The organism is Lysobacter antibioticus (assembly GCF_001442535.1).
GTDB lineage: Bacteria > Pseudomonadota > Gammaproteobacteria > Xanthomonadales > Xanthomonadaceae > Lysobacter > Lysobacter antibioticus.
In genome coordinates, this window is sequence record NZ_CP013141.1 from 349,028 (window position 1) to 374,082 (window position 25,055).

Annotated in this window: 25 protein-coding genes; 10 read left to right on the forward strand and 15 right to left on the reverse strand. The window is 67.2% G+C overall.

Features of this window, described 5'->3' with window-relative positions:
* Positions 1-71 precede the first annotated feature (71 nt).
* On the reverse strand, positions 72-515 hold the full coding sequence (locus GLA29479_RS01450; RefSeq protein ID WP_057919749.1) for a helix-turn-helix domain-containing protein: 444 nt from the start codon (positions 513-515) through the stop codon (positions 72-74).
* A 273-nt stretch (positions 516-788) separates the two neighbouring features.
* Between GLA29479_RS01450 and GLA29479_RS01455 the strand changes: the two genes are divergently transcribed.
* A complete protein-coding gene (locus GLA29479_RS01455) occupies positions 789-1,196 on the forward strand; it encodes a GNAT family N-acetyltransferase (protein WP_057919748.1) in 408 nt (135 codons plus the stop codon).
* Positions 1,197-1,278: 82 nt separating this feature from the next.
* A complete protein-coding gene (locus GLA29479_RS01460) occupies positions 1,279-1,920 on the forward strand; it encodes a Vat family streptogramin A O-acetyltransferase (protein WP_082638194.1) in 642 nt (213 codons plus the stop codon).
* 10 nt (positions 1,921-1,930) lie between these two features.
* Here GLA29479_RS01460 and GLA29479_RS01465 read toward each other — a convergent pair whose 3' ends face one another.
* The 3 genes from GLA29479_RS01465 to GLA29479_RS01475 all read right to left on the reverse strand — a co-directional run bounded on the left by GLA29479_RS01465 (position 1,931) and on the right by GLA29479_RS01475 (position 4,732).
* The gene (locus GLA29479_RS01465; protein ID WP_057919746.1) at positions 1,931-2,296 is read right to left on the reverse strand and encodes a hypothetical protein; all 366 of its coding nucleotides are present in this window, start codon (positions 2,294-2,296) and stop codon (positions 1,931-1,933) included.
* 74 nt (positions 2,297-2,370) lie between these two features.
* On the reverse strand, positions 2,371-3,603 hold the full coding sequence (chrA, locus tag GLA29479_RS01470) for a chromate efflux transporter (protein WP_057970557.1): 1,233 nt from the start codon (positions 3,601-3,603) through the stop codon (positions 2,371-2,373).
* Between the two features lie 187 nt (positions 3,604-3,790).
* Positions 3,791-4,732 carry a hypothetical protein gene (locus GLA29479_RS01475; RefSeq protein WP_144436290.1) on the reverse strand — a complete coding sequence of 314 codons (942 nt, stop codon included), beginning with the start codon at positions 4,730-4,732 and terminating at the stop codon, positions 3,791-3,793.
* Positions 4,733-5,195: 463 nt separating this feature from the next.
* Here GLA29479_RS01475 and GLA29479_RS01480 point away from each other — a divergent pair, with 463 nt between their 5' ends.
* Complete coding sequence (locus tag GLA29479_RS01480) at positions 5,196-8,084, forward strand: LysM peptidoglycan-binding domain-containing protein (RefSeq protein WP_057970559.1); 2,889 nt, start codon at positions 5,196-5,198, stop codon at positions 8,082-8,084.
* Between the two features lie 138 nt (positions 8,085-8,222).
* Positions 8,223-8,558: a hypothetical protein gene (locus tag GLA29479_RS01485; RefSeq protein WP_057919742.1), complete on the forward strand. Its 336-nt coding sequence runs from the start codon at positions 8,223-8,225 to the stop codon at positions 8,556-8,558.
* 140 nt (positions 8,559-8,698) lie between these two features.
* Here the strand turns inward: GLA29479_RS01485 and GLA29479_RS01490 are convergent, their stop codons facing one another.
* The gene (locus GLA29479_RS01490) at positions 8,699-9,340 is read right to left on the reverse strand and encodes a Pr6Pr family membrane protein (RefSeq protein WP_057970560.1); all 642 of its coding nucleotides are present in this window, start codon (positions 9,338-9,340) and stop codon (positions 8,699-8,701) included.
* A gap of 88 nt (positions 9,341-9,428) precedes the next feature.
* Here GLA29479_RS01490 and GLA29479_RS01495 point away from each other — a divergent pair, with 88 nt between their 5' ends.
* Complete coding sequence (locus tag GLA29479_RS01495; protein WP_057919740.1) at positions 9,429-9,758, forward strand: DUF1330 domain-containing protein; 330 nt, start codon at positions 9,429-9,431, stop codon at positions 9,756-9,758.
* 112 nt (positions 9,759-9,870) lie between these two features.
* On the opposite strand, the gene GLA29479_RS01500 is transcribed toward GLA29479_RS01495, so the two are convergent.
* Together GLA29479_RS01500 and GLA29479_RS25115 are read right to left on the reverse strand one after the other, a co-directional pair.
* Complete coding sequence (locus tag GLA29479_RS01500; protein ID WP_057970561.1) at positions 9,871-10,269, reverse strand: hypothetical protein; 399 nt, start codon at positions 10,267-10,269, stop codon at positions 9,871-9,873.
* A gap of 38 nt (positions 10,270-10,307) precedes the next feature.
* The gene (locus GLA29479_RS25115) at positions 10,308-11,291 is read right to left on the reverse strand and encodes an MBL fold metallo-hydrolase (protein WP_169795590.1); all 984 of its coding nucleotides are present in this window, start codon (positions 11,289-11,291) and stop codon (positions 10,308-10,310) included.
* A gap of 213 nt (positions 11,292-11,504) precedes the next feature.
* Here GLA29479_RS25115 and GLA29479_RS25120 point away from each other — a divergent pair, with 213 nt between their 5' ends.
* Positions 11,505-12,221: a DUF6304 family protein gene (locus tag GLA29479_RS25120; RefSeq protein WP_248842880.1), complete on the forward strand. Its 717-nt coding sequence runs from the start codon at positions 11,505-11,507 to the stop codon at positions 12,219-12,221.
* 42 nt (positions 12,222-12,263) lie between these two features.
* Here the strand turns inward: GLA29479_RS25120 and GLA29479_RS01515 are convergent, their stop codons facing one another.
* From GLA29479_RS01515 to GLA29479_RS01525, 3 genes are all read right to left on the reverse strand, one after another.
* Entirely contained in the window at positions 12,264-13,799 is a 1,536-nt protein-coding gene (locus GLA29479_RS01515; RefSeq protein ID WP_057970564.1) for an aldehyde dehydrogenase family protein, read from the reverse strand.
* Between the two features lie 108 nt (positions 13,800-13,907).
* Positions 13,908-14,351, reverse strand: coding sequence for a MarR family winged helix-turn-helix transcriptional regulator (locus GLA29479_RS01520; protein ID WP_057970565.1), 444 nt, complete (start codon positions 14,349-14,351; stop codon positions 13,908-13,910).
* 96 nt (positions 14,352-14,447) lie between these two features.
* Positions 14,448-16,277, reverse strand: coding sequence for a sensor domain-containing diguanylate cyclase (locus tag GLA29479_RS01525; RefSeq protein ID WP_144436292.1), 1,830 nt, complete (start codon positions 16,275-16,277; stop codon positions 14,448-14,450).
* Positions 16,278-17,263: 986 nt separating this feature from the next.
* On the opposite strand from GLA29479_RS01525, the gene GLA29479_RS01530 reads away from it, so the two are divergent.
* Positions 17,264-19,378: a prealbumin-like fold domain-containing protein gene (locus GLA29479_RS01530; protein WP_057970566.1), complete on the forward strand. Its 2,115-nt coding sequence runs from the start codon at positions 17,264-17,266 to the stop codon at positions 19,376-19,378.
* A 29-nt stretch (positions 19,379-19,407) separates the two neighbouring features.
* Positions 19,408-19,593 (forward strand): hypothetical protein, encoded by a 186-nt coding sequence (locus tag GLA29479_RS01535; protein WP_057919732.1) that lies wholly within the window; start codon positions 19,408-19,410, stop codon positions 19,591-19,593.
* 55 nt (positions 19,594-19,648) lie between these two features.
* Here the strand turns inward: GLA29479_RS01535 and GLA29479_RS01540 are convergent, their stop codons facing one another.
* A complete protein-coding gene (locus GLA29479_RS01540) occupies positions 19,649-20,143 on the reverse strand; it encodes a DUF2938 domain-containing protein (RefSeq protein ID WP_057919731.1) in 495 nt (164 codons plus the stop codon).
* Between the two features lie 16 nt (positions 20,144-20,159).
* A complete protein-coding gene (locus GLA29479_RS01545; RefSeq protein ID WP_345775649.1) occupies positions 20,160-20,951 on the reverse strand; it encodes a class I SAM-dependent methyltransferase in 792 nt (263 codons plus the stop codon).
* Positions 20,952-21,107: 156 nt separating this feature from the next.
* On the opposite strand from GLA29479_RS01545, the gene GLA29479_RS01550 reads away from it, so the two are divergent.
* Together GLA29479_RS01550 and GLA29479_RS01555 are read left to right on the forward strand one after the other, a co-directional pair.
* Positions 21,108-21,545 (forward strand): helix-turn-helix domain-containing protein, encoded by a 438-nt coding sequence (locus GLA29479_RS01550; RefSeq protein ID WP_057919729.1) that lies wholly within the window; start codon positions 21,108-21,110, stop codon positions 21,543-21,545.
* A gap of 189 nt (positions 21,546-21,734) precedes the next feature.
* A complete protein-coding gene (locus tag GLA29479_RS01555; protein WP_057919728.1) occupies positions 21,735-22,676 on the forward strand; it encodes a GAF domain-containing protein in 942 nt (313 codons plus the stop codon).
* Positions 22,677-22,723: 47 nt separating this feature from the next.
* On the opposite strand, the gene GLA29479_RS01560 is transcribed toward GLA29479_RS01555, so the two are convergent.
* The 3 genes from GLA29479_RS01560 to GLA29479_RS01570 are packed head-to-tail and all read right to left on the reverse strand — an operon-like array spanning position 22,724 to position 25,024.
* Positions 22,724-23,377, reverse strand: a complete 654-nt coding sequence (locus GLA29479_RS01560) for a cytochrome b family protein (protein ID WP_057919727.1) — start codon at positions 23,375-23,377, stop codon at positions 22,724-22,726.
* Complete coding sequence (locus GLA29479_RS01565) at positions 23,374-24,174, reverse strand: HvfC family RiPP maturation protein (RefSeq protein WP_057919726.1); 801 nt, start codon at positions 24,172-24,174, stop codon at positions 23,374-23,376. Before GLA29479_RS01565 ends, GLA29479_RS01560 begins: the two co-directional genes overlap by 4 nt.
* Positions 24,167-25,024, reverse strand: a complete 858-nt coding sequence (locus GLA29479_RS01570) for an HvfB family MNIO-type RiPP peptide maturase (protein WP_057919725.1) — start codon at positions 25,022-25,024, stop codon at positions 24,167-24,169. The genes GLA29479_RS01565 and GLA29479_RS01570 overlap by 8 nt, the downstream gene beginning before the upstream one ends.
* Positions 25,025-25,055: the final 31 nt, after the last annotated feature.

Consider the following 25,055-nt stretch of genomic DNA (forward strand, 5'->3'; position numbering starts at 1 on the left):
GCTCGCCGTCGATGACGTTCGCCACCGACGGCGGCAGCGGGGACTGCCTCGCATCCATCCCCGGAACTTCGTCAGCCGGCTTCGAGCAGCTTCTGCGCCTGGCGTTTGCCGATGCCGCGCAAGGCCGCGATCTGTTGGAGCAAGGCCTGGCGCGGACGCGCCTTTTCTTGTTCCCAGTTGTAGACCGATTGGCCGCTGGCGCCGATCAGTTTGCCGAACTCTTCTGCCGACACGCCCAACTTCTTGCGCAAGGTGCGCAGGCCGGCCGCGGAGAAGCGGTGGCGGCCTTCGCTTTCGGCTTGCGGCTTGGCCGCGACGGCTTTGTTGCCGGGTTTGTTGAGCGCCTTGTTGAGCGCGGCGACCTCTCGCTTGAGACTGTCGCGTTCGCGCTTGAGCGAGGCGATGTCCTGGCGCTGGGCGGCGACCTGCTTCTTCAGCGGGTCGACGAGGCGGCGGCATTCCTTGCGCGAGATACGTGCGATTTCGTCTTTGAGGATCGTAGCGAGGTTTGGCATATCGGTTCCGGGGGTGGCTGGGGCAAGAGTACCGAACGGGGGCGGTTACGCCAAATACCGGAAAATCCTTGCGTCTTGGCGTCGCCGGGCGGTCGATTCGTGATTTTTGCGCGAAGTGACGCATGGGCCGGGCCGCATTCGGGTATGCGGCGATAGCATTGGCGCCCGCGCATATCGCGACCGGGATGCGTTCGGTGTCGGGATCGCCGTTGGACTTGCGATGCCCAGCGCGAGTCGCGCGCGCTGCGCCATTCACTCATTGTCGAGAGCCCGATGACCGTCTATACCGCGATCCACGAAACCCCCTCCGTCGAGGTGTATCGCATGCTCCGCGTCGATTCCGGCCTGAGCGCGAAGAGCGAGACCGCTGCCGCGCGCGGCCTGGCCAATACCCTGTTCGCAGTGCAAATTCTCGGCGACGGCGCGCCGATCGGCATGGGCCGGGTAATCGGCGACGACGGTTGTTTCTATCAGGTCGTCGATATCGCGGTGTTGCCGGGCCATCGGGGCCGGGGCCTGGGCAAGCGGATCATGCAGGACATCTCCGCCTATTTGCGCGACCATGCGCCCGAAACCGCCTATGTCAGTTTGATCGCCGACGGCGAAGCGCGCCATCTGTACGCGCAATACGGTTTCGAGCTCACCGCGCCGGCGTCGGTCGGCATGGCCTTCGAACGCTGACGTCGTCTGGCTCGCCATCGCACGATGCGCGATCGCCCGACACGTATCGGCGCGATGCCCAACTATCGTCCAGGAGTTCGTCTTGCAAGGTCCCAGTCCCGAACAGACTCATCCGATGGATGGGTTTCCGCAGGTGTGTTTCATCAAGAACACCATCAAGAATCCGAACATCGTCGTCGGCGACTACACCTACTACGATGATCCGGAAGGCTCGGAAAACTTCGAGCGCAACGTGCTGTACCACTTTCCGTTCATCGGCGACAAGCTGATCATCGGCAAGTTCTGCGCCCTCGCGCGCGGCGTCAAGTTCATCATGAACGGCGCCAACCACAAGCTTTCGGGCTTATCGACCTATCCCTTCCAGATCTTCGGACACGGTTGGGAAAGCGTGATGCCCCAGCCCGGCGAACTGCCGTACAAGGGCGATACCGTGGTCGGCCACGATGTCTGGATCGGTTTCGAAGCCTTGATCATGCCCGGCGTCAGGATCGGCAACGGCGCGGTCGTGTCGTCGCGCTCGGTGGTGGTCGCCGACGTGCCGGCCTACACCATCGTCGGCGGAAATCCGGCCAAGACGATCCGGCAGCGCTTCGCGCCCGACGAGATCGCCGCCCTGGAGGCGCTGGCCTGGTGGGACTGGCCGGTCGAGAAGATCACCCGGCATCTTCAGTGCCTCGTCGCCGGCGATATCGAGGCCTTGCGCCGTTGCGCCAGCGAGATTTGAACGCAGTCCGCTAAAGAGGCGAGCCCGGCAACGGCAGGCACTCCATGACCTCGACCGAGTCGCCGGGGAATATCGTGAAGTGCGGATGCCGTTCGAACAGGCGCGCCGCCGCTTCGTGCGACTCGGCTTCGATGACGGTGTAGGCGGTCAGCCGGTTGCTGCTGTCGGAAACGCCGTGGGCGTCGATGCGCTTGGTCTTGCCGAGCGGCGTGCCCGGGTCGACGATGCTGGCCCGATGCGCGCCGACCCACGCGCCCCAGGCGTTCATGCCGGCCTGTTCGAGTTGCTTGCGCCGGGCTTCGTCCGGCGCCTTGCTCCATTCGGAGCGCTCGAAGGCTTCCGCCGAGCCCAGGTAAACGGCCAGGAACTTCTTCATCGCGTACTCCGCTGAGGCTGCAAGACCGGTCAGCTTCGCGCCGACGACATCGTGCCGCCAGTACCACCGCTCGCTCAGGCCTGGGAGCCAATCGACAGCGCCCAGGCCACCGCCGCGCCGACGCACCAGGCGAGCACCCACAAGGCGGACAGGCGCAGTCGCCACATCAGCACCCAGCCGACCGCGACGATTGCGGCGTCGGCCGGTGCGCTCACGCCCTCGCGCCAGACCGGGTCGTAAAGCGCGGCGGCGAGCAGGCCGACCACCGCGGCATTGATGCCGGCGACGGTCCGTGCCGCCCAGGGGCGGCTCATCAGCGCGGTCCAGGCCGGCAGGGCGGCGACCAGCAGCAGGAACCCGGGCAGGAAAATGCACATCAGTGCGACGCCGGCGCTCAACCACGGCGGCAGGCCGAGGTCGAGGCTGGCGCCCAGGTAGGCTGCCAGGGTGAACATCGGCCCGGGCATCGCCTGCGCAGCACCATACCCGGCCAGGAACGTATCCGCGCCGATCCAACCGTTGACCACGAGCTCGTCCTTGAGCAGCGGCAGCACGACGTGGCCGCCGCCGAACACGAAGCAGCCGGCGCGATAGAAGGCGCCGGCCAATCCGCGCAGCGACGGTGCGCTGCCCGAGGGAATCAGCGAGCATGCCAGCGCCACCAGGAACAGCACGAAGCAGGCCCCGGCGAGGCGTCGTCCGTAGCGCAGTGGCGGTGTCGCGGCCGCGTCGAAGGCCGCGGGGCGGCATAGCCAGGCACCGAGCATGCCGCCGCCGAGAATGGCCGCGAACTGCCACCATGCGCCATCGGCGAGCAGCACCAAGGCACACGCGCCAGCGGCGATCGCCACGCGCTGCAGATCGGGCGTCAGCGACCGCGCCATGCCGACGAGCCCGTGCGATACCACCACCACCGCGACCAACTTCAGGCCGTGGACCACGGCGCTGCCCACCGGGCCGTGCAGGAACTGCGGCGCATACAGGGCGAAGCCGAACATCAGCAGCGCCGAGGGCAGGGTGAAGGCCAGGAATGCCGCCAGGGCGCCGCGCCAGCCGGCGCGAATCAAGCCGATGGAAAATCCCAGCTGGCTGCTGGCCGGGCCCGGCAGGAACTGGCAGATCGACAACAAGCGGGCGAAGGACGCATCGTCGAGCCAGCCGCGACGGCGTACGAACTCTTCGCGGAAATAGCCCAGATGGGCGATGGGGCCGCCGAACGAGGTCAGCCCGAGGCGCAGGAACACCCGAAACACTTCCCCCGCATTGCCGGGGCGGTTGGCGCGGGCATGGACATCTGCTGCGGACAAGCGGCTTCCTCGGTTCAGCGGCGCAGTGTCTGCCTATTCTAGGCGCGCGATAGAGGCGCCGGGCGCCTGCGCCGCGGGCACGACTGATCGCCGGAGCCGGTTCACGCGCGCTCATGAACCGGTTCCGGCGCCCGATCGCAGAGCCGCGTCGGGCTCATCGGCATCGGTCTGCACCGCCGCACGCCGATCAGCGGCGGTAATGAATCACCCCGTTGAGGCTCTGCGGCGCATCCGCGCTGCAGCGCTGTTCGAAAATCGCATACAGCCCGGTCACCTTGCCGGCCGCGTCGAAGCCGATCGATTTGATCTGCAGCGAACCGGACACGCTGGGGCAGTAGCCGCCGTTGGAACTGCCGTTGGGCTCGCCGTCGACGCCGACGCTGGCGTGGCTCGCATCTGCGAATTCGGACAAGGCAAAGGTGCCGACGCGCAAGGTTTGCCCCCAAGGCGGCTTGATGCCGACCGACCAGGTGTCGCGTCGGCCGGCGACTTCGAAATGCACGCCGGTCGTGCTGCCGCTCAATGCGAAGAAGCTGGTGTCGCCGTAGAAGCCCTTGTTGGAATAGGTGTCCGGAGCGACCAGGCCGTTCAATACGAACGACAACGGCTCGACGCCATGACGCACGGTGCCGACCACGGCGGGGCTGTCGGGCCCGTTGAAGTGCTGGCTGTAGGCGATTTCCGCGCCGGTGATGGTGCCGGCGGCATCGCGTTGGATCTGCCGCAGGGCGTACCAGCCCCAACTTTCGTCGCCGTCGTGGCCGGGATCGTCGCCGCAGTCGTAGCCCGTCCATCCGGACACGACCAGTCCCGGTGTGCGGCCGAACAAAAAGCCGGGACATTGCGCTTCGTAGTAACGCCCGGGAATCAGGGTCTGCCCCGCGGGCGGCACGATCAACACGCTCGTCGAGGGCGGGCGGCCATCGCGGCCCTGCACGCTGATCGTCAGATATTCGCCGGCCTGACGCAGCGAAAAATCGGCGGTCGCGGCGGTGTAGGTATGCCGCTGCCCGGTGTTCGGGTCGACATAGGTCAACAACGAATCGGCCGCGGCCGGGCCCGCGCCCATCATCGACGCGGCAAAGCCTGCGCACAGCAACCGCTTGGAAGAAACGGTGAGTCTGGACATGAGCCTGTCTCCGCAATCCTGCGCATCCCCTGCAACCGCCTCTCTAATCCCGGCAAGGTTATGCCACGGTCATCGCCCGTAAACCTGCCGCGTTTTCAGCGGCATTGCGTCGCAATCGCGCGGTGCGGCCGCAGCCCAGCGGCGTTCTGTGATTGGCGGCTGCGATGCGTCCTCGCGCCGGTCGCACCATGAGCGGTTCGGCTGCCCGAAATGCCGGATCGACGGCGAGCCGGGCATCGGCTGAGCGCCGATCGACTCTGGCGCGCAAACTCGGACGCGATAGAGCGATCTTTTGTCCGTGACGTAAAGCACGAACGCGAGATCGCGCACAAACACGCACATGCGAAAACATCGCGAACACATGTCAATGCGATGACAGTGCATATCCGTACTCGCCCTAGCTAGGCGAGACGACGATCGATTGATCTAATTCCGCGATCTCTCTTCGCAGGCGTTCGAGTCCATGGGCATTCCGAGCATCGATGGCGTTCCCTATCACCTGCAGTACCCGCAGGCTCCCGCGCAGGCCGTGGTACCGCCGCCGCAGCCGCAGGAGGAGTACCACCAGGTCGAGGCCGGCGACACCCTGGAGTCGATCGCCCAGCAATACAGCACGCCGGAAGCGCCGGTCACCGCGCAGCAAATCGCCGAGCGCAACCAGATCGACAACGGTCCGATCGATCCCGGCAAGGACCTGATCGTGCCGACGATCAAGCAGCACGCCGCACCCAAGGCCGATCCGAACCCGTCGCCCGAGCAGGCCAAGAGCGACGAGGCGATGAAGAAATACCTCAACGCCGAGGACAACCTCGCCGCCTTCGACAGCGGCTATACCCGCCAGCACAACGATCCGGACTACCAGCCGATCCGTTCCGGCTACGCCGGCCTCAGCGCGACCGCGCGCGAGGAACTGCAAAAGAGCATCGCCGCCGAGATCAAGGCCGATTTCGACGCGAGCGCCAACGGCGGCGCGTTCGACGCCAAGGCGATCCAGCAGTACGGCGCCGAAGTCGTCAAACGCTACGACAACGACCCGGCCGGCAAGGCCGCGGCCGAAGCGGCGGTCAAGGAAGTCGGCATCCAGCACGAGGTCGACGCCACGCTCAAGGCGGCAGGATCCGCACCGGATGCGAAGGGCGCGGTCGAGACGCTCAGCCGCGAGTTGCCGAAGCTGTCGCCCGAGGCGCAGACCCGCCTGCTGTCCAGCGACGGCTTCGACACGGTGGTCGAGCAGAAGATCGGGCCGGCGTTCACCGACTCGCTGAAGGGCGAGCCGTGGAAGGACTCGCGCAGCGGCCCGGCCTCCAAGCCGATGGAAAGCGTGCAGAAACTCGAGAAGCTGATCGAAGGCGCCGAGCCGCGCATCGCCGGCGCGCTGGCCGATCACGGCGTCGATGCCCTGAAGGACTTCCTCGGCCGCGCCGAGAAGGACGGCTACAGCATCCGCCTCGGCATCGACGGCACCCGCTCGCTGGTCCACATCGCCGGCCAGATCGGCGGCACTTCCGAAGGCGATATCGCGATCCAGGGCATGACCGATCTGCCCCTGGACGGCTCGCAGATTCATCTGGGCGTGTCCGAAGGTGCGCGTCCGAATCTGTCGATCGCGATGGCGCAGGCCCACGGCGGCCCGCAGTCGGTCGACGCGGCGATCATGGGCGTGCAGATGTACGCCGGCAGCGTCAACGGCAATGTCGACAAGCTCGCCAAGCACACCGACGAACTGAGCTGGCTGATCAACAACCACGGCGGTTCGATGACGCCGGACCAGCTCAACCAGGCGATCAAGGACTACACCAGCGGCGCCGGCTCGAGCTGGGCGAAGACCGCCGAAGAATTGCAGAACAAGGTCGCCGACCAGGGCAAGACCCTGCTCGATCAGATCGATAGCCTGAGCAACGCGCCGGCCGACCAGCAGGACAAGACCAAGAAAGCCATCGAGGGCATTCTCGGCGACACCAAGTCCGCCTACGCGATCAGCCTGGCCCTGAAGCAGCATCCGGACTACATCGATTCCCTCGCCGGCAAACGCCTGATGCAGAACCTGGCCTACACCGGCAAGTTCGGCGAGCAGGGCATCAAGCTCGGCAAGGAAATCGCCAATGCCTATATCCGCAACGACGTGCTCTCGGCCGCGCACAACTACGATCCGCGCAACCCGGCAAGCATCCAGCAGGCCGAGCAGTCGATCGATAAGCTCAAGAACCCCGCGCTGATCAAGTTGCTCGGCCTGGACGTCGAAGGCGGCAAGTACCAGAGCTACGTCAAGCTGGTCGACGAGTTGAAGAAGAGTCTGCCGGCGGCCGGCGACGGCACCGAGCAGATCATCGCCAAGCTCAAGACCCACGCCGAGGCGATGAACAACGTCGACCGCCGCTTCACCGCCGAATCGAGCCGGCCGGTGTTCGAGAAGAACCAGCCGGCCGGCCAGCTGCTGCGCATGGTCGGCCTGGGCTTCGCGACCATGGGCTTCATGAACTCGGCGAGCAAGGCCAACGACGGCCAGTTCAGCCTGACCAACAAGAACGACCTCAAGGCGATCGTCGACGCCGCCAACCTGGGCCAGAAGGGCACCGAACTCGCGGTCGGCCTGGGCATGGTCACCGAGGACTCGACCCTGGGCCGTTTCGGCGCCGGCAACAAACTCAACGGCGTGAGCATCGATCCGGGCCGCTGGACCCGCGCCGACCGCGTGTTCGGCTATCTGTCGGCCGGCTTCGATTACTGGAATGCGGTCGAGGCGCACCAGAAGGGCGACGACGTTCGTGCCGGCATGTACCTGACCGCCGGCGTCGGCGGCACCATGGCGGCGCTGTCGGGCACCACCTTCGCTTCCGCGCTCGGCGCCGGCAGCTGGCTCGGCCCGGTCGGCATCGGCCTGGTCGTGGTCGCCACCGCCGGCCTGACCATGAAGGACCGCATCGAGCACTCCAATGCGCACATGAACGAGGCCTCGGCGAAGTTCCTCGAGCATGCGAAGTTCAGTCCGCAGGTCTCGCAGGCCCTGGTCGACCAGAGCGGCGAAGGCTGGAGCCCGGTGACGCTGTTGGCGCGTTATGCCGAAGCCAAGGGCTACAAGCTCGACGAGCCCGGTCCGCGCGACCAGTTCGTCGCCTGGGTCAATGCCATGCCGACCGACAAACTGGAGCGCTTGCGCACCGAGTTGCACCAGGCCTTGGACAAGTTCGACGGCGACGTGTCCAAGCTCGGCAGCGACACCACCGTGGTTCGGCCCGAAGCCTATATCGCCACCCGCGGCGGAGCGGCGAAGGTCGACGGCATCGTCGGCACGGTCGGTCACATCGATGCGGTGGTGCGCGACTTCGGCATTCCGCAGCTGCCGACGCCCTGAGCACCGCCGGTCCGTCGCGATGCGCCCGTGAGCGCATCGCGGCCTCGGCCATGATGCAGCCTTGCGCGACCGGCGAGCGACTCGCCGGCACGTCTTGCCTATCCTTCTGAACCGGATCACGAAAGCCGAAGCACCGACATGGCCACGCGCGAAGAACTGCTGCGGCACCTGTGGCAGGAAGTGATCGACCCGAATCTGGACGAGGCGGTGCCCCAGCGCATCGCCGCCCACTGCGAGCAGCGGCCCGACGCGCCCTTCGCCGACAGCGGCGCGGCGATCGGGCGTCTGCTCGCATTGGGCGCCGACCCGCGCGACCTGTGCCTGTTGATGCGTGACGCCGCCTACGAGGCGGTATTCGGCACGCTGTACGCGCTCGGCGACCCCGGCGTGGACGGCGACGACGTGTTCAACCTGCACGAGGATCTGCTCGGCGCCGATCCGAGCGGCAGGGAAGGGCGGCCTGCTTCAGTTTGAGCGTTGAACCTCCGTCGGAAGGACGTCGCGCTCGCAGGGCTGCGGCGCCTGCGCCCTCGTCCGGCCTTCGGCCACCTTCTCCCACCAGCGGGAGCAGGAGTCGCTGCCGCTACGTCGGTTGCATCGGGTTTGAGCGAGGACTATCGAACGCGCCGACGCGCCAGGCCGACGATCGCGCCGCCGACGAGGACGAAGCCGAGCAGCAGCCACAGCGAATTGACCAGCACCTTGCCGTAACCCAGGGCGCCGACGTCGATGAAATGGTAGGGATAGGACCCGAGCAGCTCGCCGCGTACGAGCGCATAGAGCAGATACGCCGCCGGGTACGGGCACCAGATCAGCACCGACCGCAAGGCAAGCGCGCGCGCGGGCGGAAAGGCGAGCCAATACCCGAGGGCCGCCAGCGGCGTCGCGTAGTGCAGGGCGACGTCGGCGACCCACTGCCAGCCTTCCGGCGCCCATACATTGCGCAACAGGAAGTGATAGGCGATACCGACCATCGCGATCGAGGTGGTGGCGCAGCCCCGCAGCATGTCGCCTCCGAGCCATCTTCCGAAGCGGGTGTCGCCGAAGACGAAAGGCTGCGAGAACACCAGCGCGACGAACAGATTGGTCAGGACGGTGAAGTAGCCGAGCAAGGCGATCAGGCCGTCGAACGCCGACTTGCCGTTATGCTGGGCCAGCCGTATCGACAGCCACAACTGCAGCAGCACGCCGAACCAGGCCAGCGCCGCGATTGCGGCCGACGCGAAGCGAATGCGCAGGTCCTTGCGAGTCTCCACCGCGTTTCCTCGCGCCGCTCGCGGCGCATCCGGGTACACCCATGATCGCTGGGCCAGCGTCGCTCATCCAACCCTTACAGGACGCACCATGCCAGCTTACGCCGTCGCTCATCTTCGCGAAGTCTCGTTCAATCCCGCCATCGTCGAGTATCTGCAGCGGATCGACGCCACCCTGGAACCGTTCGGCGGCCGCTTCCTCGTGCATGGCGCGCAGCCGCAGGTGGTCGAGGGCAGCTTTCCCGGGCATCTGATCCTGATCGGCTTTGCCGATATGGCCAAGGCGAAGGCGTGGTACGAATCGCCCGCCTACCAGGCCATCGTGCCGTTGCGCAGCGACAACTCGGTCGGCGACGTCTTCCTCGTCGACGGGACCCACGAGGGCCATCGTGCGACCGATATATTGGCGGTTGCCGGGTAGAGCCCTGACCGCATTCGCCGCCAGGCTCACCATCGGGCCGGCGCACGCTGGCCGGCTCGATCGAGCCGGCTTAGTCGAGCCCGCTTAGTCGAACCGGCTCAGTCGAGCCTGCTTAGTCGAGCTTGTAGAGTTCGTCGCTGCGGCGTCTGACCACATCCTGGAGCCCGGCCAGCAGGGCGTCGTTGTCGGCGGTGGATTTCTCGGCTTCGATCAGCAGGATTCTGACCTCGTGCCGGGAGCGTCGGTTCGCACGAGAATTGGTTTCGAAGTCCAGGGCCGCGATCAGGGTGGTGATGACGGCTGCGGCCGCCGCGGCGATCGAGGCGACGTCGCCCGGATGGCCGAAGCCGAGGATCTCGATCTTGCCGACGATGGCGGCGAAAGAGCTCAGCAAGGCCGAAGTCACCAACAGTGCGCGATATCCGACCTTCCAGCACCACGCCGAGCGACGATAGCTGTGCTCGTGGGCGAGCAGGGTGGAACGGGTTTCTGCCGACACGCTTTCACTCATGGCACTCCTCGACGATGCTGTTGGCCCTTGGCCGGTGGTTATCGGTTGGTTGCTTGTGCCCGTTTCCGCCGCCGCAGCAGCGCACCTCGCACGGCGTAGATCGCCAGGGCGAGCAGCACCAGGACGCCGGCTGCTATCGCCAGCAGGTTGCGGACGGGGTTGGACAGGATGAAAGTCGGGTGCCGTGCGTAGAAGCCGTTGAAGCCGTCGAGTGCGGCCGGCAGGGCGAGCAAGTCCTGCCGGCTCAATTGCAGCGGGCGTTCGCGCGGATGGTGCTCGGCGCCGTGGGGATAGGCCTGGCCGTCGAGGTCGAGTTCGATGTGCCCGCCTAGGATGTGAGCCACGGGACGGGCCTTCAGGAACTCCGCGGCGCGCACCGCGCTGTCGCGATACGCGTCGATATCGTCGATCAACAGACGGCCGGGCAAGAGGAAATCGCCGGAGAAGAACAGGCCGGTGCGGCCGTCGTAGAAACTCATGTGGCTGGGGTGATGGCCCGGGGTCGCGATCGCTTCGACGCTGCGGCCGCCGAGGTCGATGCGGGCGACGCCGTTCGGCCAATCGCCGAGACCGAGAAAAGTCCCCGCCTCGGGCAACTGCGTCGGCGCGATCCGGACCGAGGGCAGCGAAGCGAACTGCGCATCGCCGGCGCGATGATCGGCATGGCCATGGCTATGCACGATCAGCAACGGCAGTTTTGCGCCGTGCTTGCTCGGCAGCAGATCGAGCACGGTCTTGGCCAGCGGCATCCGGTCCGGATCGGCCACCGCGCCGGTGTCGATCAGCAAGGCGCGGTCGCTGCCGATCAACAGGTAAAGAAAGTTCGCTTCGAAGTCGGCGCAGGGGCTTTGGCGCAGGATCACGGTCTGCGGCTCATAGGCGTGCGCTTGCAGCGGCGGTTGCGGTGTCGCCGCGCAATCCGGCGCGCCGGCGTTCCAGCGCACCCCCAGCGAGCCCGCCACCGGCGTGCTCCAGGCTTGCGCGGCCGTCGTCATCAGTGCCACTGCGAGCAATGTTCTCACGATGCGCCTCCGCTCGATCTGGATCGATGTTCGGCTTGGGCGGCGAAGCGGTTCGATGGAGGAGGGAGGTTTCGTTGCCTGCCGCTCGCCGCATGCGTAGGTGCTCCGGGCCCCCTGTCGAAAACGGGGAATCGGTCGGATAAGGGACAGGCCGGATAAGCGACAGGCCGGACAAAGCACAGGCCGGCGCAGCCGGGCTCGCCGTTGAACGCCGTGGATATACTTTCGGCGGATGCGAGGGGCGTAGGGGCTGCGATGAGCGAAACGATCCACCCGGGGACCTATCGAGACAAGCACGGCGAAGAACCCCTGCAGTTCCGCAACGACGGTAGCGAACTGAGGACCACGATTCGCGGCGTCGATTTCGCGGGCAGCGACTTCGACATGCTGGAAGCGGTGGCGGGAACGCCCGAACACCGGCTTGCATCGTTCTCGTTTAACCGGGGCGATCTGTGCGAATGCCGGTTCACGGTGGATATCGCCCTGCCGGTGGCGATGCCGGCGGCGAACGGCTCCCAGACGACCGTGATCGGCACCGTGCAGGCGACCATCGAACTGGGCGCGACAAGTAGCGACGGCCGTCTGGACAGCCAACGCCTGAGGCTGAGGCTCGCCTTCGCCGGATCCGATTTCGTTTCCGCCGGCACGGGCGATCTGTTCGAGCTCGAACTGCTCGACCTGCAGCGGCAATTGCCCGACGGGGTTTACCTCAAGGCCTGCATCAACTGCCTCTATTCCGACTACAGCCACTACGGGCAGGCCTCGTTCGGCAGCATGTTGTGTTTCCGCAACATCAAGGACGAGTACCTTCGGGTCACCTCGAAGAACGAGTTCTGGGCGGTGCATGGGCGGCACGATCGCCTCGTGCAGGAAACCTATCTGTGCGGGCAATTCGCGCGCCGCAGACCCGGCACCGGTTATCGGGGTTGAGCCCGGTGTCCTTGCGCCGGCTGCCTGCGGCCGTGCCGGGTCTCAATAGCCCAGGCGCACCGCCTTGATCTCGGTGAACGCCGACAGGCCGATGTGGCCGTTCTCGCGGCCGTAGCCGGATTGCTTGACGCCGCCGAACGGCAGGGTGGCTTCGCCGCCGCCGCCGTTGACGATGACCTGGCCGGTTTCGAGCCGGCCGATCAGGCCGTGCACGGTGCCCAGGTCGCGCGCCCACAGCTTCGCCGACAGGCCGTAGCGCGAATCGTTGGCGAGCGCGGCGACGGCAGCGAGCGAGGCGTCGTCGGCGAACGGGGTCACCACGATCGCGGGTGCGAAGATCTCTTCTTGTGCGATCCGCATATCGGCGCTGGCCTCGGTCAACAAGGTCGGCTCGAAGAAATAGCCCGGGCCCGGCCGCGCGCGGCCGCCGCGCAGCGCCCGTGCGCCGGCGGCGAGGCTGTGCTGGATGATGGCCTCGGCACGCTGCCGTTGCCGCTGCGAAATCATCGGCCCCATCTCGGTCGCCTCGTCGTAGCCGGCGCCGATGCGCAGGCGGTCCATCGCCGCGAGCATCCGCTCGAGCAAGACGCCGTGGATCGAACGCTGGACGAAGACGCGCGATCCCGCTGCGCAATACTGGCCGCTCTTGAAAGCGATCTCGGCGACGATGGCCTGCGCCGCCTTGTCGAGATCGGCATCGGCGAAGACCACGACCGGAGACTTTCCGCCGAGTTCGAGCACGACCCGCTTCAGGTTGCTGCGCGCGGCCGCGACCATGATCGATCGGCCGACCTCGGTCGAGCCGGTGAAGCTGATCAGGTTGACATCGGGATGATCGGCCAGCGCCTGTCCGGCGCTCGCGCCCTCGCCGGTGACGATGTTGACGACGCCCGCCGGGATGCCGACCTGGCGGCAGAGCTCGCCGATGCGCAGCGCCGACAGCGGCGCCAGTTCGGCCGGCTTGATCACCGTCGTGCAACCCGCGGCGAGGGCGGCGGCGAGCTTCTGCAGCACCATCAGAAAGGGCGCGTTCCAGGGCGTGACGATGGCGGCGACGCCGATCGGTTCGCGCAGGAAGTAGTCCATGCCCGATTGGTCGGCCGAGCGCATCGGCACTTCGCCGGCGATCTTCGTGGCCCAGCCGGCGTAGTCGCGCAAGGAGCGCAGGCCCAGCGGCAGGTCGCCTTTGCGGATCGAGGCCAGGCTGTGGCCGGCATCGAGCGATTCCAGCAGGGCGAATTCCTCTTGCCGGGCTTCGATGGCGTCGGCCAGGGCGAACAGCAGAGCGGCGCGCTTCGATGCGGGCAGGCGCGGCCAGGGACCGTCGCGAAACGCGCGCCGGGCTGCGGCGACCGCCAGATCGATGTCGTGGCCGTCGCTGGCGGCGATCATGGCGATGCGGTTTCCGCTGGCCGGGTCGTCGACTTCGAGCGTGCGGCCCGATACGCAGGCACGCCAGGTGCCGTCGATCAGCACCGCCGGGGGCTGCTGCGACAGGGTACGGCGCAGCGCGTCGAGTGCCTCGCTGGAGTGCGCGGGCGCGGGTGCGCCGGCGGTTTCGTTCGCAGCCTGGGTCATGTCGATGACTCCCGTAGAGCTAAGCCGCGCCCGCGCGATGCCGCGCCGGCGTTGAGTTGATATTGTCAACTATCATGATATGAGTTGATAAAGTCAACTTGTTGGCGGTCAGCCCGGGTCGGACGTCGGGCCATGCGACATGCGCAGCAGCAGGCCTTCGAGCAGTTTGCGTTCGCTCTGGCTGAGGTCTTGCAACAGCTCCTTCGCCACCACCGCACGCAAGGCCTCGGCCTCGGCATGCGTTTCGGCCCCGCTCGCCGTCAGGCACAGGCGCTGGCGTTTCTCGCCGGCTTCGTTGTCGATGCGCTCGACGTGGCCGCGCTCCAGCAGAGTCTTGACGATCCGCGCGATCTGGGCCTTGTCGCGCCCGCTCTCGCGGACGATGTCGTTCTGGGTGCAGCCGCGATTGCGTGCGACGAAGCGCAATGTGCGGGCTTCCATCGCCGCCAGGCCGAGCTCGGCTTCGCGCAGCGAACGCTGCATGCGCGCGGTGGCCTGATGCATGATCGTGTTGACCAGGTTGAGTATCTCGATGTCGCGGCTGGCCGGCACGGGCGTTCCATCATGGACGAGCGACGGATTGTCGGGACGCCGAGATGACAATGTCAACTATTGAAGGCCCGTGCGACCGGGGCGTCGTGCCGAGGCTCAGGCGAAACCGTTCTCGACATTGCCCGGCGGCGGCGCGGTCACCGATTCGATGTGGAAGGTGTTGCGTTCGCGCTTGGCGTGATACAGCGCGGCATCGGCGACCGACATGAAAGTCGCCGCATCGGTCGGCACGTGGGTGTAGGCGATGCCGATGCTGGTGGTGATGCGGATCGTGGTGCCGTCGACGACGACGTCCTGGTTCATGATCTTGATCAGCTTGCGAGCCACCGCCTCGGCCGCCTGAGGCACGCACGCATCCTCGATCAGCACCACGAACTCGTCGCCGCCCAGGCGCGCGGCCAAGTCGCTGCTGCGCACGCAGTTCAACAGGCGATGGGCGAATACGCGCAGGATCTCGTCGCCGGCGGCGTGGCCGTAGCTGTCGTTGATGCGTTTGAAGTGGTCGATATCGAGGTACATCAGCGAGGTCGGCGTGCCGTGCCGTTGCAGGCGCGCGAGCGCGAGCGCCATGCGTTCGTCGAACTGGCGTCGGTTCGCCAGCCCGGTCAGGGGGTCGACCAGGGCTAGGCGCCTCAGTTCCAGGCGGTTGGCTTCCAGGGCCTGCTCGGCGATGACGCGGCGGGTCACGTCGCGGCCTGCGTAGATCAGATCGAATCCTTCGCCGGCGGTCGACGGAATGGTGCGGGTGACCGCCTCGATCCAGACGTAATGGCCTTCCTTGTGACGGACGCGGTAGGTCGAGGTGACCGGCTCGTGCGAGGCGATGGCGTCGGCGATGATCTGGGTTTGCCGCTGCAGATCGTCGGGATGGATCAGGCTGGTCCGCGTGCCGAGCATTTCGGCGGGGCTCCAGCCCAGGATGTCCTGGGCCGAAGGCGAGACGTAGATGCGCTCGCCGTCGATGCGCATGCGCACGATCACGTCGTGCGAATAGTCCGCCAGCAGCCGATAGCGGTGCTCGCTCTCGCGCAGCCCGGCCACGAGCCGCTTGCGTTCGGCCATCGCCAGCGCGACCGGGATCGTCATCAGGCAACCGCCGGCGATATAGAGCTGCAGCAACGCGACCCGCCCGGCGGTACCGAAGCCGTCGACCAGCCACAACGGCCCGTAGCCGAGCGCCGTCGCCGTGCTGCCGATCAGGGTCAGCAGAATCACCCCCACCGCCACGCCGGCGAAGCGATGGCGGAACGCGCCCAGCAGCAACACCGGGTAGGCCATGAACAGGATCGGATAGCGCGACAGGAAGATCGCCAGGCTGATCACGGCGAGCAACAGCATGGTGAGGACGAACGACCAGCGCCGGCCGGGCGCGACGATCAGGCCCTTGCCCTCGCGATGCACGACCAGGGTCGAGGTGGCGAAGATCACCATACCGACGACGTGCGCGGCGAACCAGGTGACGAAGTCGATGACGAACGAGGTCGAGTGCAGGGCCGTGATGATCGACGCCGCGATCAGCCCGGAGGTGACGCAGGCCACCAGGGTGCTCGTGGTGGCGATGCCGCCCAGACTGATCCAGCGTTTCGGGTCGCCGACGTTCGGCACGAAACGCCTGACCACGCCGGCGACGATCAGCACTTCCACCACATTGGTCGCGGAGATCGGTGCGGCCTGGGCGACGGTTTCCGCGGTCGCCAGCCGCGCCGCGAACTCGACCGCGAAGGCCAGGACGATGTAACCCGGCCAGTGGGCGGTGGCGCGCGACAACAACCAGCCGACCAGGATGCCGTTGCCGATCCAGACGGCAGCGAGTTCGCCGGGGCCGCGAGAGAGGGTCAGCGAGGCCCAGGCCGAGGTCCCGATCAGCAGCGCCATCAGCGCGTAGTCCGTCCAGGGATGCTTGGGCATTGCGGGTGCGTCGCTCACACTGCCCTCCTGCACAAGGTGGCTGGCCCTAGAGTGCGCCTCGGCTCTGCCTGCTTATCGTGACGCGCTTCGCTGCACCCGCCGCGGCCCACCTCGTCCGGAGGCTAGGGCTGCCGACGTAAAGAGGGGGTGACCATGCCGCCGCAAGCTTGCGCGCGACCCGGGTCACAGGCAATGCGGCGCTTCTGCGCGCGCGGCTCGATCGAAGCTCGCTCGCGCCGGTTGCGTTGCGGTGGTGGCGATACTGCGATCGCGGCATGGCCCGGATTCGTCGGCGGCCCAAGCAGCCGTCTCCCCATGGTGTCGAGATTCCTATACGACTACGACAGTTGGGTTCGACAGCGGTCATCCTCCTGGCCTTCGATCCGGCATTCCCGCGAACGATGCGGACCCCATGGGGGCAGTACGAATCGCTGGCCGTCGATAAGCGAGGGCCGGCGAGCGACGCTTGCGAATGCAGCGATGGCGAATAGACGACCGGTCCGGGCCCGCGATGGGGCTTCAAGCCGGCCGACCTGGTTCGCCGGGACCCAGCTCGCCGGCCACTAATGTGCTTTGGCCGTGAGGGTCAGAAACTGCCGCATTCTGCACGCTGCCCAAGGGGCTTCGGCCGGACTGGCCCAGCTCGGGACGCGGTAACCCCGGCACATCTGGTTGATATCGGAGGTTGGCACGGTTTTTGTGACTTGCATCACTAAATAGCAACGGTAACCGGCTTGCGGGCTCCGTCCGTACGGCTGGCGACCAAGTGGAACACTCAGATGAAGAAGCGATGCCGGAAGGCGCTGCGAACCTCGACCGTCCTCGAAGCGTTACTGTGGATCATGGCGGATCGGATCTATCCGGCGAATCGGCTGCTGGCTCGATCGAGCCGCGGCCTGCTCGAAGGGCCCGCAACGCCGTCGGCGCGCGCGCCTGGGCCGAGCCTGCCTGCCATCCACGCCGCTTCATCGTCGCCGCTGCCGATTGATTGTGGGGACCCGAGCATGTTCAAGACAGAACGTTCGCCGCAGACGGCGCTGCCGATCCGCAGCCGGTCTTGCGCCCTGCTGCTGGTGTCGCTGCTGTCGGCGCTGCCCGCGGCCTCGGTGTTCGCGCAGCAGGGCATCGGTATCGGCAACGTGGTCACGGACGCTGGGCTGGTAGGCTCGCCTCATCCGAATACCGCCAATCGGGACTGCGCTGCGAACAAGGTAGTGGTCGGCGGCCGCCATACCGACCGCGCGATAGGGCCGGCCAACTCCGCCGACGGCATGACCGTCGATTACGATTTGCGTTGCGCGTCCATCGCGACCGATGGCGTGAGCGTCACGGTAACGAACGATGCCGCGTTTACCGACTTTCCCAGCTACGATCAAAGAAACACGGAGCTTGAAAATACCTGCGCCGCCAATCAGGTCGTAGGACGAGGCGGTGGCTACGACCGTAACTATCTGGGAGCCGGCGTCTGGCCGAGCTCGGTCCGGCACATCTGCTATGCCTTGGTCTTGGATGCGAACGACTGGGTCAAACGTTCGGCGGCGAGCTCGTCGACGCAGGATATCGGCATCAACGAGGCCTATGCCGTGCATACGCTTCGCAGCCCGTTCTGTGCCGACACTATCGATACCGTAAAAGTCGGCTACCTTGGACGCCTGGGAGGCGAGGGCATCGACGGCATCCAGCAACGCTGCGGCCAGTTCGTACAAGCGCGCTTCTCCGCCGCACTCAACTTCACCGACTTCGCCTGGTCGACCGCCTTGGGCGCAGGCGGTTGGACCGCGCAGCTGACTCACACCAGCGGCAACATGGCCGTGCGCGATCCGCGCGCGGCCGGCGTCAACAACGTTACCCAATTCGAGAGCGCGAACGAGCTGTACGTGATTCCCGGCTCAGGCTACTCGGCTACGCCGATCGCGCCGGCCGGCATCGCCGCCAACACCTATGTCTTGACGACCTCCTGCACCAACGCGACCCGCACCGACGAACAGGACCTGGCCTGCCCGCTGGTGGTCAACGGCCTGCCCGACATCGCGGTGACCTTGACCACGCCGGCGCCGGTGTACGGCAACTACGGCCAGCTGCAGAACATCGTCCTGACCGCGACCAACCGCGGCCCCGGTGCGACAGACGGCAACGATGGCTTCACCGTGGTCGCGACCCTGCCGGCCGGTTGGACCGCCGGCGCCTTGCCGGCCAACTGCACCGCCAATGGCGCCAACACCATCGTGACTTGCGCGCTCAACCCGACCCCGCTCGCCGGCTCGGCCTCGCCAGGCGGCAGCGGCGGCACGGTCAGCTTCACCATTCCGGTCACGGTCAACTCGCCGACGCTCAGCGGCACCTACACCGCGAATGCCGCGCTCGGCCGCAGCGTGCCCGACGGCGACGGCGACACCACCAACAACGACTACAACACCGCCAACGACACCGCCAGCGGTCCGTTGGTGTTCCAGAAGCAGCCGATCCTGCGCTTGCGCAAAACGCTACCGTTGGGCCGTTTCGTCGATGCCGACCAGTTCGCCCTCAGCATCGCCGGCACCGGCGGCCCGGCCACGGCAACGACCACCGGCACCGGCAGCATCGCGACCGGCGAGGCCGTGTTGAACGGCGCGGTCGCGGCGAGCTACAGCTTCACCGAGGCCGGCGCGGCCGGCGCCAACCTGGCCAACTACACGACCGCCTATGCCTGCAGCAACGCGCTCGCCGGCGGACAAGCGCCGAGCGGCAGCGGCGCCAGCTTCAACCTGACCGCCGCGGCCGGCGACGATTTGACTTGCACCTTCTCCAATACCCGCGCACCGCTAGCCAACCTGGTCATCAGCAAGACCAACACCCCAGGCTCCGGTCCCGACGATCAGGGCACCGATACGCTGACCCGCGGCGCGACCACCACCTACTCGATCATCGTCACCAACAACGGCCCGGACGCCGTCACCGGTGCGATCCTGCGCGACCAGGCGGCCGGCCGCAGCGGGTTGACCTGCAACGGAACGCCGACCTGCACCGGCAGCGCCTGCCCCGGCGGGCTGACGATGGCAGCGCTTGAGGCCGGTGTCCCCCTCGGCACGCTGGCGAGCGGAGCGAGCGTGACCGTGACCCTGCCGTGCACGGTCGACTGAGCGCCGTACACGGCAAACGTAGCCGGCGCTTGCCGGCTTCATTCGAAATCTTCGCCGGCCTGGCGGTGCTGGCCGCGGCGATCGTCGCGCGCGACGGCAAGGGCACGGCCAAGGCGACCAAGGCCCTGGCCAAGCTGGCGAAAAGCGACGAAGACAAGCCGGCCGCGAAGGCCGTCGCCAAGAAGGCGAAGCAGGACCCGAAGACAGTGGCCTGACACGCAGGCGCCACTCATCCGTGGCTCGGCGATCACCTCGAGCCACCGGGCCGGCTCAGGCCATGCGCGCCTGGAGCCCAGCCAGCCCGTTTGCCGCGACCGCCGCCAGGTACAGCCCGACCCCGAACACGGCGTGGGTGATCAGGCTCTGCAGACGCGCGACGCCGGGGCGCGGCGTGCGGCGCGCGGCGAGGCCGGCGCCCATGCCCGGCTGCATCAGCAGAAACGGTGCGGCGACGCTGCCGATGCCGACGATCAAGGCCGGGGCGAGGCTCGGCTGGCGCGCCCAGTCGAGTCCCCACATGGCGAGCAGCACCGCCGCGAAGGCGATGCCGATCAGATAATGGGCGGTCCAGCCGATCGCGCGTTCGCCGCGCACGCGCGGCGTCGCGGCGATCGGGTCGTGGCGGAAGCGTCCGCGCGGCAAGTAAGCGATCCAACGGCCGACCAGGCCGTAATCGGCCGCGGCCATGCGCAACAGCCGGGTCCGGAGGAGACCCCAGAGGTCCATCAGCGCCGTCGCACCAATTCCGATGGCGGCGGTACGCATGAGCGCTTCGACAAGCTCAGGCACGGTCTGCGCCGTTCGACGCCGGCGCAGACCAGGCGCGCGCGCCGATCATCCAACAGGCGGCCCTGTAGCGGACTTCAGCGCCGTGTACATAGGGATCGAACGCGGCGCGTACCGTTTTAACGACTTCAGCGCGGGTGCGCTCGTCGGCTTCCTGCAGGAACAGGCCGAGCGGCCCTAGCCGGCTCAGGTAGCGGACCAGTTCGCTCTCCGGGAAACTGCAGGTCGCCTCGATAGGTTGGATATCGATCTCCGCCCAGCCGCTGTCGTCGAGGATGCGACGGACGCGCTGCGCATCGGCGAAAGCGAATTGGCCGGGGCCATCGGGCTTGCGCGCGGGCAGCGTCGGCAGCAGCGGGGCGGCGGCGCGTTCGGCCGTGGTCATGAACGGGTTGTCGGCGGCGCCGCGCCAGGCGATGAGGTGCAACTCGGCGCCCTGTTTCGCGGCCCGCCGAAGATTGGCGAAGGCGGCGACCGGGTCGGCGAAGAACATCACGCCGAAGCGCGAAACGATTGCATCGAAGCGCGCCGGTGCGAAGGCATGGGTTTGCGCATCGGCGCACAGGAACTCGGCGGACCCGCCTTCGGCATCGGCCCGCGTCCGCGCCAGCGCGATCATCGGTTCGGAAATATCGATGCCGACGCAGCGGCCCGCGGCGCCGAGCCGACGTGCCAGTGCGAGCGCGACCGCGCCGGTGCCGCAGCCGATGTCCAGCACCTCGCGCGCCGATGCGGAAACCGCTTCGACGAGCCGGTCCTGCAAGGGTCGGAACATGCCGTCGAGCAACGCCTGGGCGTCGACCCAGGCCTGTCCGGCCAGGCCGTTCCAGAGCTGCGCCTGTTCGTTGCCGGCGTCGTATGCGGTGTTCATGTCCGTGTCCTGATTGCCATCCAGCGGCGGAAGCGGCACTGTGCCAATTCAAGTCGACTTGAGGTCAAGAGGGTGAAGGAACTGGACATCGCCGAGGTGGCGCAGCGCTCCGGAGTGCCTGCCTCGACCCTGCGCTATTACGAAGAAAAAGGCCTGATCGCCCCGATCGGCCGGCGCGGCCTGCGCCGCGTGTTCGCAGACGGCGTGCTGGAACGGCTGGCGCTGATCGCGCTCGGACGCGCCGCCGGCTACAGCCTCGACGAGATCGCATCGATGGTCGCGCCCGATGGCCCCCCGCGCATCGATCGCGAGCAACTGCGCGCCAAGGCCGACGAGCTCGACCGGACCATTCGCCAGCTCAGCGCCATGCGCGACGGCCTGCGCCACGCCGCGGCGTGCAAGGCGCCGAGCCACATGGAATGCCCGACCTTCCGCCGCATTGTCCAGGCCGCCGCATCCGGCGCCATCGGTGCCCGCACGCGCAAGCATCCGCAGCGATCGCGCGACTGAGCGAACGCGCAATCGGAACGCGCAGTCCGAGCAAGGCATCTCATCGTAATCGGATGCCGCCGTTCCGCCGTTGGAGAAGGGGGGCTGCTCCATCCCGCGGGCAACTTTCGGCATTCATGCAGGTCGTGAATTCACCACCGCCTAACGTGGCCGGCGTTGTAGTTCCGATCACGTCACCGGAGCTATGCCGTGAACGTCATCGCCATGAAACCCGAAACCGAACGCCAACGCGCGCTCGATCAGACGCGCATCGTCGACAGCCTGCCGGAGCCGGTGTATCAAGACCTGGTGTGTCTGGCCGCGGCGATCTGCGACACCTCGATCGCGCTGATCTCGCTGGTCGACCGCGACCGCCAATGGTTCAAGGCCAAGCTCGGTATCGATGAGCGGGAGATGCCTCGCAGCATGGCGGTGTGCGATCACGCGATCCGCAAACCCGCCGAGCTGTTCGAGGTGCGGGATCTGGCGAGCGACCCGCGCTTCAGCGAATTTCCTTATGTGCGCGACGGCCGCGCGCGCTTCTACGCCGGCGTGCCGCTGCTGACCGAGCAAGGCGCGGCGATCGGCACGGTCTGCGTACTCGATCAGGCCCCGCGTACGCTGGACGAGCAGCAGAGGAATGCGCTGCGGTCGCTGTCGCGGGTGACCTCGGCCCTGATCGAGGCGCACCGCGGCAAGCACGTCGCCGAGGTAAAGACCCTGTTGCAACCACAGGCGAAGGCGCCCGGCCCGGAGCGCGCGCCACAGTCTTTGACGATCGCGGTGATCCGCATCCAAGGCTATGCCGAACTCGTCGCAAGACTGGGCGAGCGCGCGACCGAGAAGCTGCTGCAAGCCCTCGACCAGGTTCTCGACCAGGGCTTGCGCCACGATCTGGGCGATCACATCGACCGCATCACCGGTACGCCCGAGTACGTCGCGATTCTGCGCGGCGACGAGGTCGCGACTCGACTCAATGCGTTGCGCGCCGCGCTGGATCGACACCAGTCCTCGACCTCGGCCGCGTGGGCAATGGGCGTGGCGCATGCGCGCGAGCCGGTCGAGCCGATGCCGGCCATCTACCTTCGCGCCGACGAGGAGCTCAGCCGGCAATTGGATCAAGCCGCGGGCCGCATGACTGCCGCTGCGTAGGTCCTCACCGCTGCGCAGTCACGATCCTGGCGGCCAGCTTGCCGCGCTCATGGCTGCGTTCTCAGCGGCCCTGCCGACGGCGCGGTGCGCGCGCCACGCTTGATGGCCTGCGCACGTTTGGCGATCAGGCGGATCACCACCGCGGTGAACAGCAGCGCCGACGGCACCGCGTACCAGAAATTGACCGGCACCCGTTTGAAGTACGAGTAGGCGAAGATCGTGGCGATGATCCACATGCCGGCGACGTGCAGGCGATGCCAGGCGGTCGGTCCCAGGCGCCGTGCCAGGGGCCGGTACGAGGTGATCGCGAGCAGCGCGATGAAGGCGTAGCCGAGGCTGCCGGGGACGTTGGTCAGCGCCGAACGGCTCGGCCAGAACGCCGGGTCGAGCTGGCCGAATGCGTAGATCGCGAACGCATGCAGCAAATGCGAGAACGCGAACGACAGCCCGACGATGCGCCGCTCTCTCAACAGTGCGCGGCTGAAGTCGCCGGGCAACAGGATCGCGAACGAGGAGGCGGTGAAGGCCGCCAGGAACAGCACGAACGAGGTGCGCGCGGTCACACGGATGGCGCGGCGGCTGCCTTCGACCGCGTCGGGGCCGATCAGGAAAGCGGCTGCCGCGATGGCGCACAGGACGACGGCCAGCAGCAGGAACAGCCGCCAACCGGTGAGGCGTTGCAGGACGGAGGAGGCGGTCATGCGGATGCTCCAGTGCTCGGGTTCGAATGGGGGCGGGAGTTTCCGGCGGAGCCGGTCGTGTGGACCTGGGAGTCGACGATGCCGAGGGCTTGTAACCGCGCGAGCACATCGAGGCCGTGCTCGAGGAGGCGATCGGCCGGTTCGCCCGCTTCCTCCGCCAAGGCCCGTAGGTGATCGCGGCTGCTCAGCGGCTGCGCCGACACTGCGAGCAACAAGCGATAGCTGAAAGCCGTTACGCGCAGGGTCCGCAGCTCGTGATCGGCGCCGCGTTGGACGATCAGCAAGGTCGGCGCATCGGGTGGGTCTTCGAGGCCGCTCAGCCCGGCTTCGGCGGCATCCACCGGCCAGCGATAGCCGCATACGCGCACCAGCGGCGACAGCATCGGCACGCTGTCGGCGGTCATCGGTACGCAGCCTGTCGCCGGCGCGGTGGTTGCGGCCAGCAACAGCGCTTGCCGGGTCCACTCGAAATGCGCGAGTTCCGCGACCCAGCCGGGCAGGTCGGAGGTATCGGCCTGGCTCAGGTAGTCGACGAGCTCGCCGCCGACTTCGGGGAACAGCGGCGTCTCGCAGCGATGCCGCGCATAGAAGCGGGTTACCAACGCCTGCCAGCCCGGTGCCTGCAACGCCCGGCGCAACCGCGGGAAGCTGCTGGCCAATAGATTCTCGACCGCGCCCACGCACAGGGACCGGTACAGCGCCATGCGCTGCGGCGCTACGTCGTGCAGCGGCGGATGCGACGGGTCGCGCAGGTGCCGCGCCCACGCCAGTTGCAGGGTTCTCAACGATTCAGTCATGGCCGAGCTCCGATGGATGCATCGAGCGGACGGCCTCGGCCTGCAGCGCGCGGATCTGCGCGAGCTCGCCGAGCAGTTCGTCCCAGGCCGGGAAGTTGAAGTCGCGTTCGAGCAGGGTCGGTCTTGCCCCGAAGCGCAGATGCGCCTGTTCGAGCAGGGCCCAGACCAGGGCTTTCACCGGTGCGCCATGGGTGTCGACCTTGAAACCGTCGTCCTGGTCCAGGTGCCCGGCGACGTGGTACGAGGCCACGCGCTCGGGCGGAATGCGCGCGATGAAATCCAGCGCGTCGTAGCCGTGATTGCAGGCATTGACGAAGACGTTGTTGATGTCGAGCAGCAGATCGCAGTCGGCCTGCGCCAACACCGCGTTGATGAAGTCGATTTCGCTCATCGCCGGCTGCGGCGTCGCGTAGTAGGAGATGTTCTCCACCGCGATGCGCCGGCCCAGCGTGTCCTGGACCTGGGCGATGCGCGCCGACACATGCCGCACCGCCTCGTCGGTGAACGGCAACGGCAGCAGATCGTAGAGGTGACCGCCGACCGCGCAATAGCTCAGGTGTTCGCTGTACAGGCCGACCCGGTGGCGATCGAGAAAGCGGCGCGTATCGGCGAGCAGCTTGCCATCGAGCGGGTCGGTGCCGCCGAGCGACAGCGACAGACCGTGGCAGGTGATCGGAAACCGTGCCGACAGTTCGGCCAGGGCCTCGCCGAAATGGCCGCCGACGCCGATCCAGTTGTCGGGCGCGCATTCGAGGAAATCGACCTGGCCCGGCGCCAGCCCAAGCAACTCGTCGATCAGACCGCGGCGCAGGCCGAGGCCGGCCGAGGCCGCAGGCAATGTCTGGTTCATGGCGGTGCTCCGCGTGGATGAGCGCCGCCAC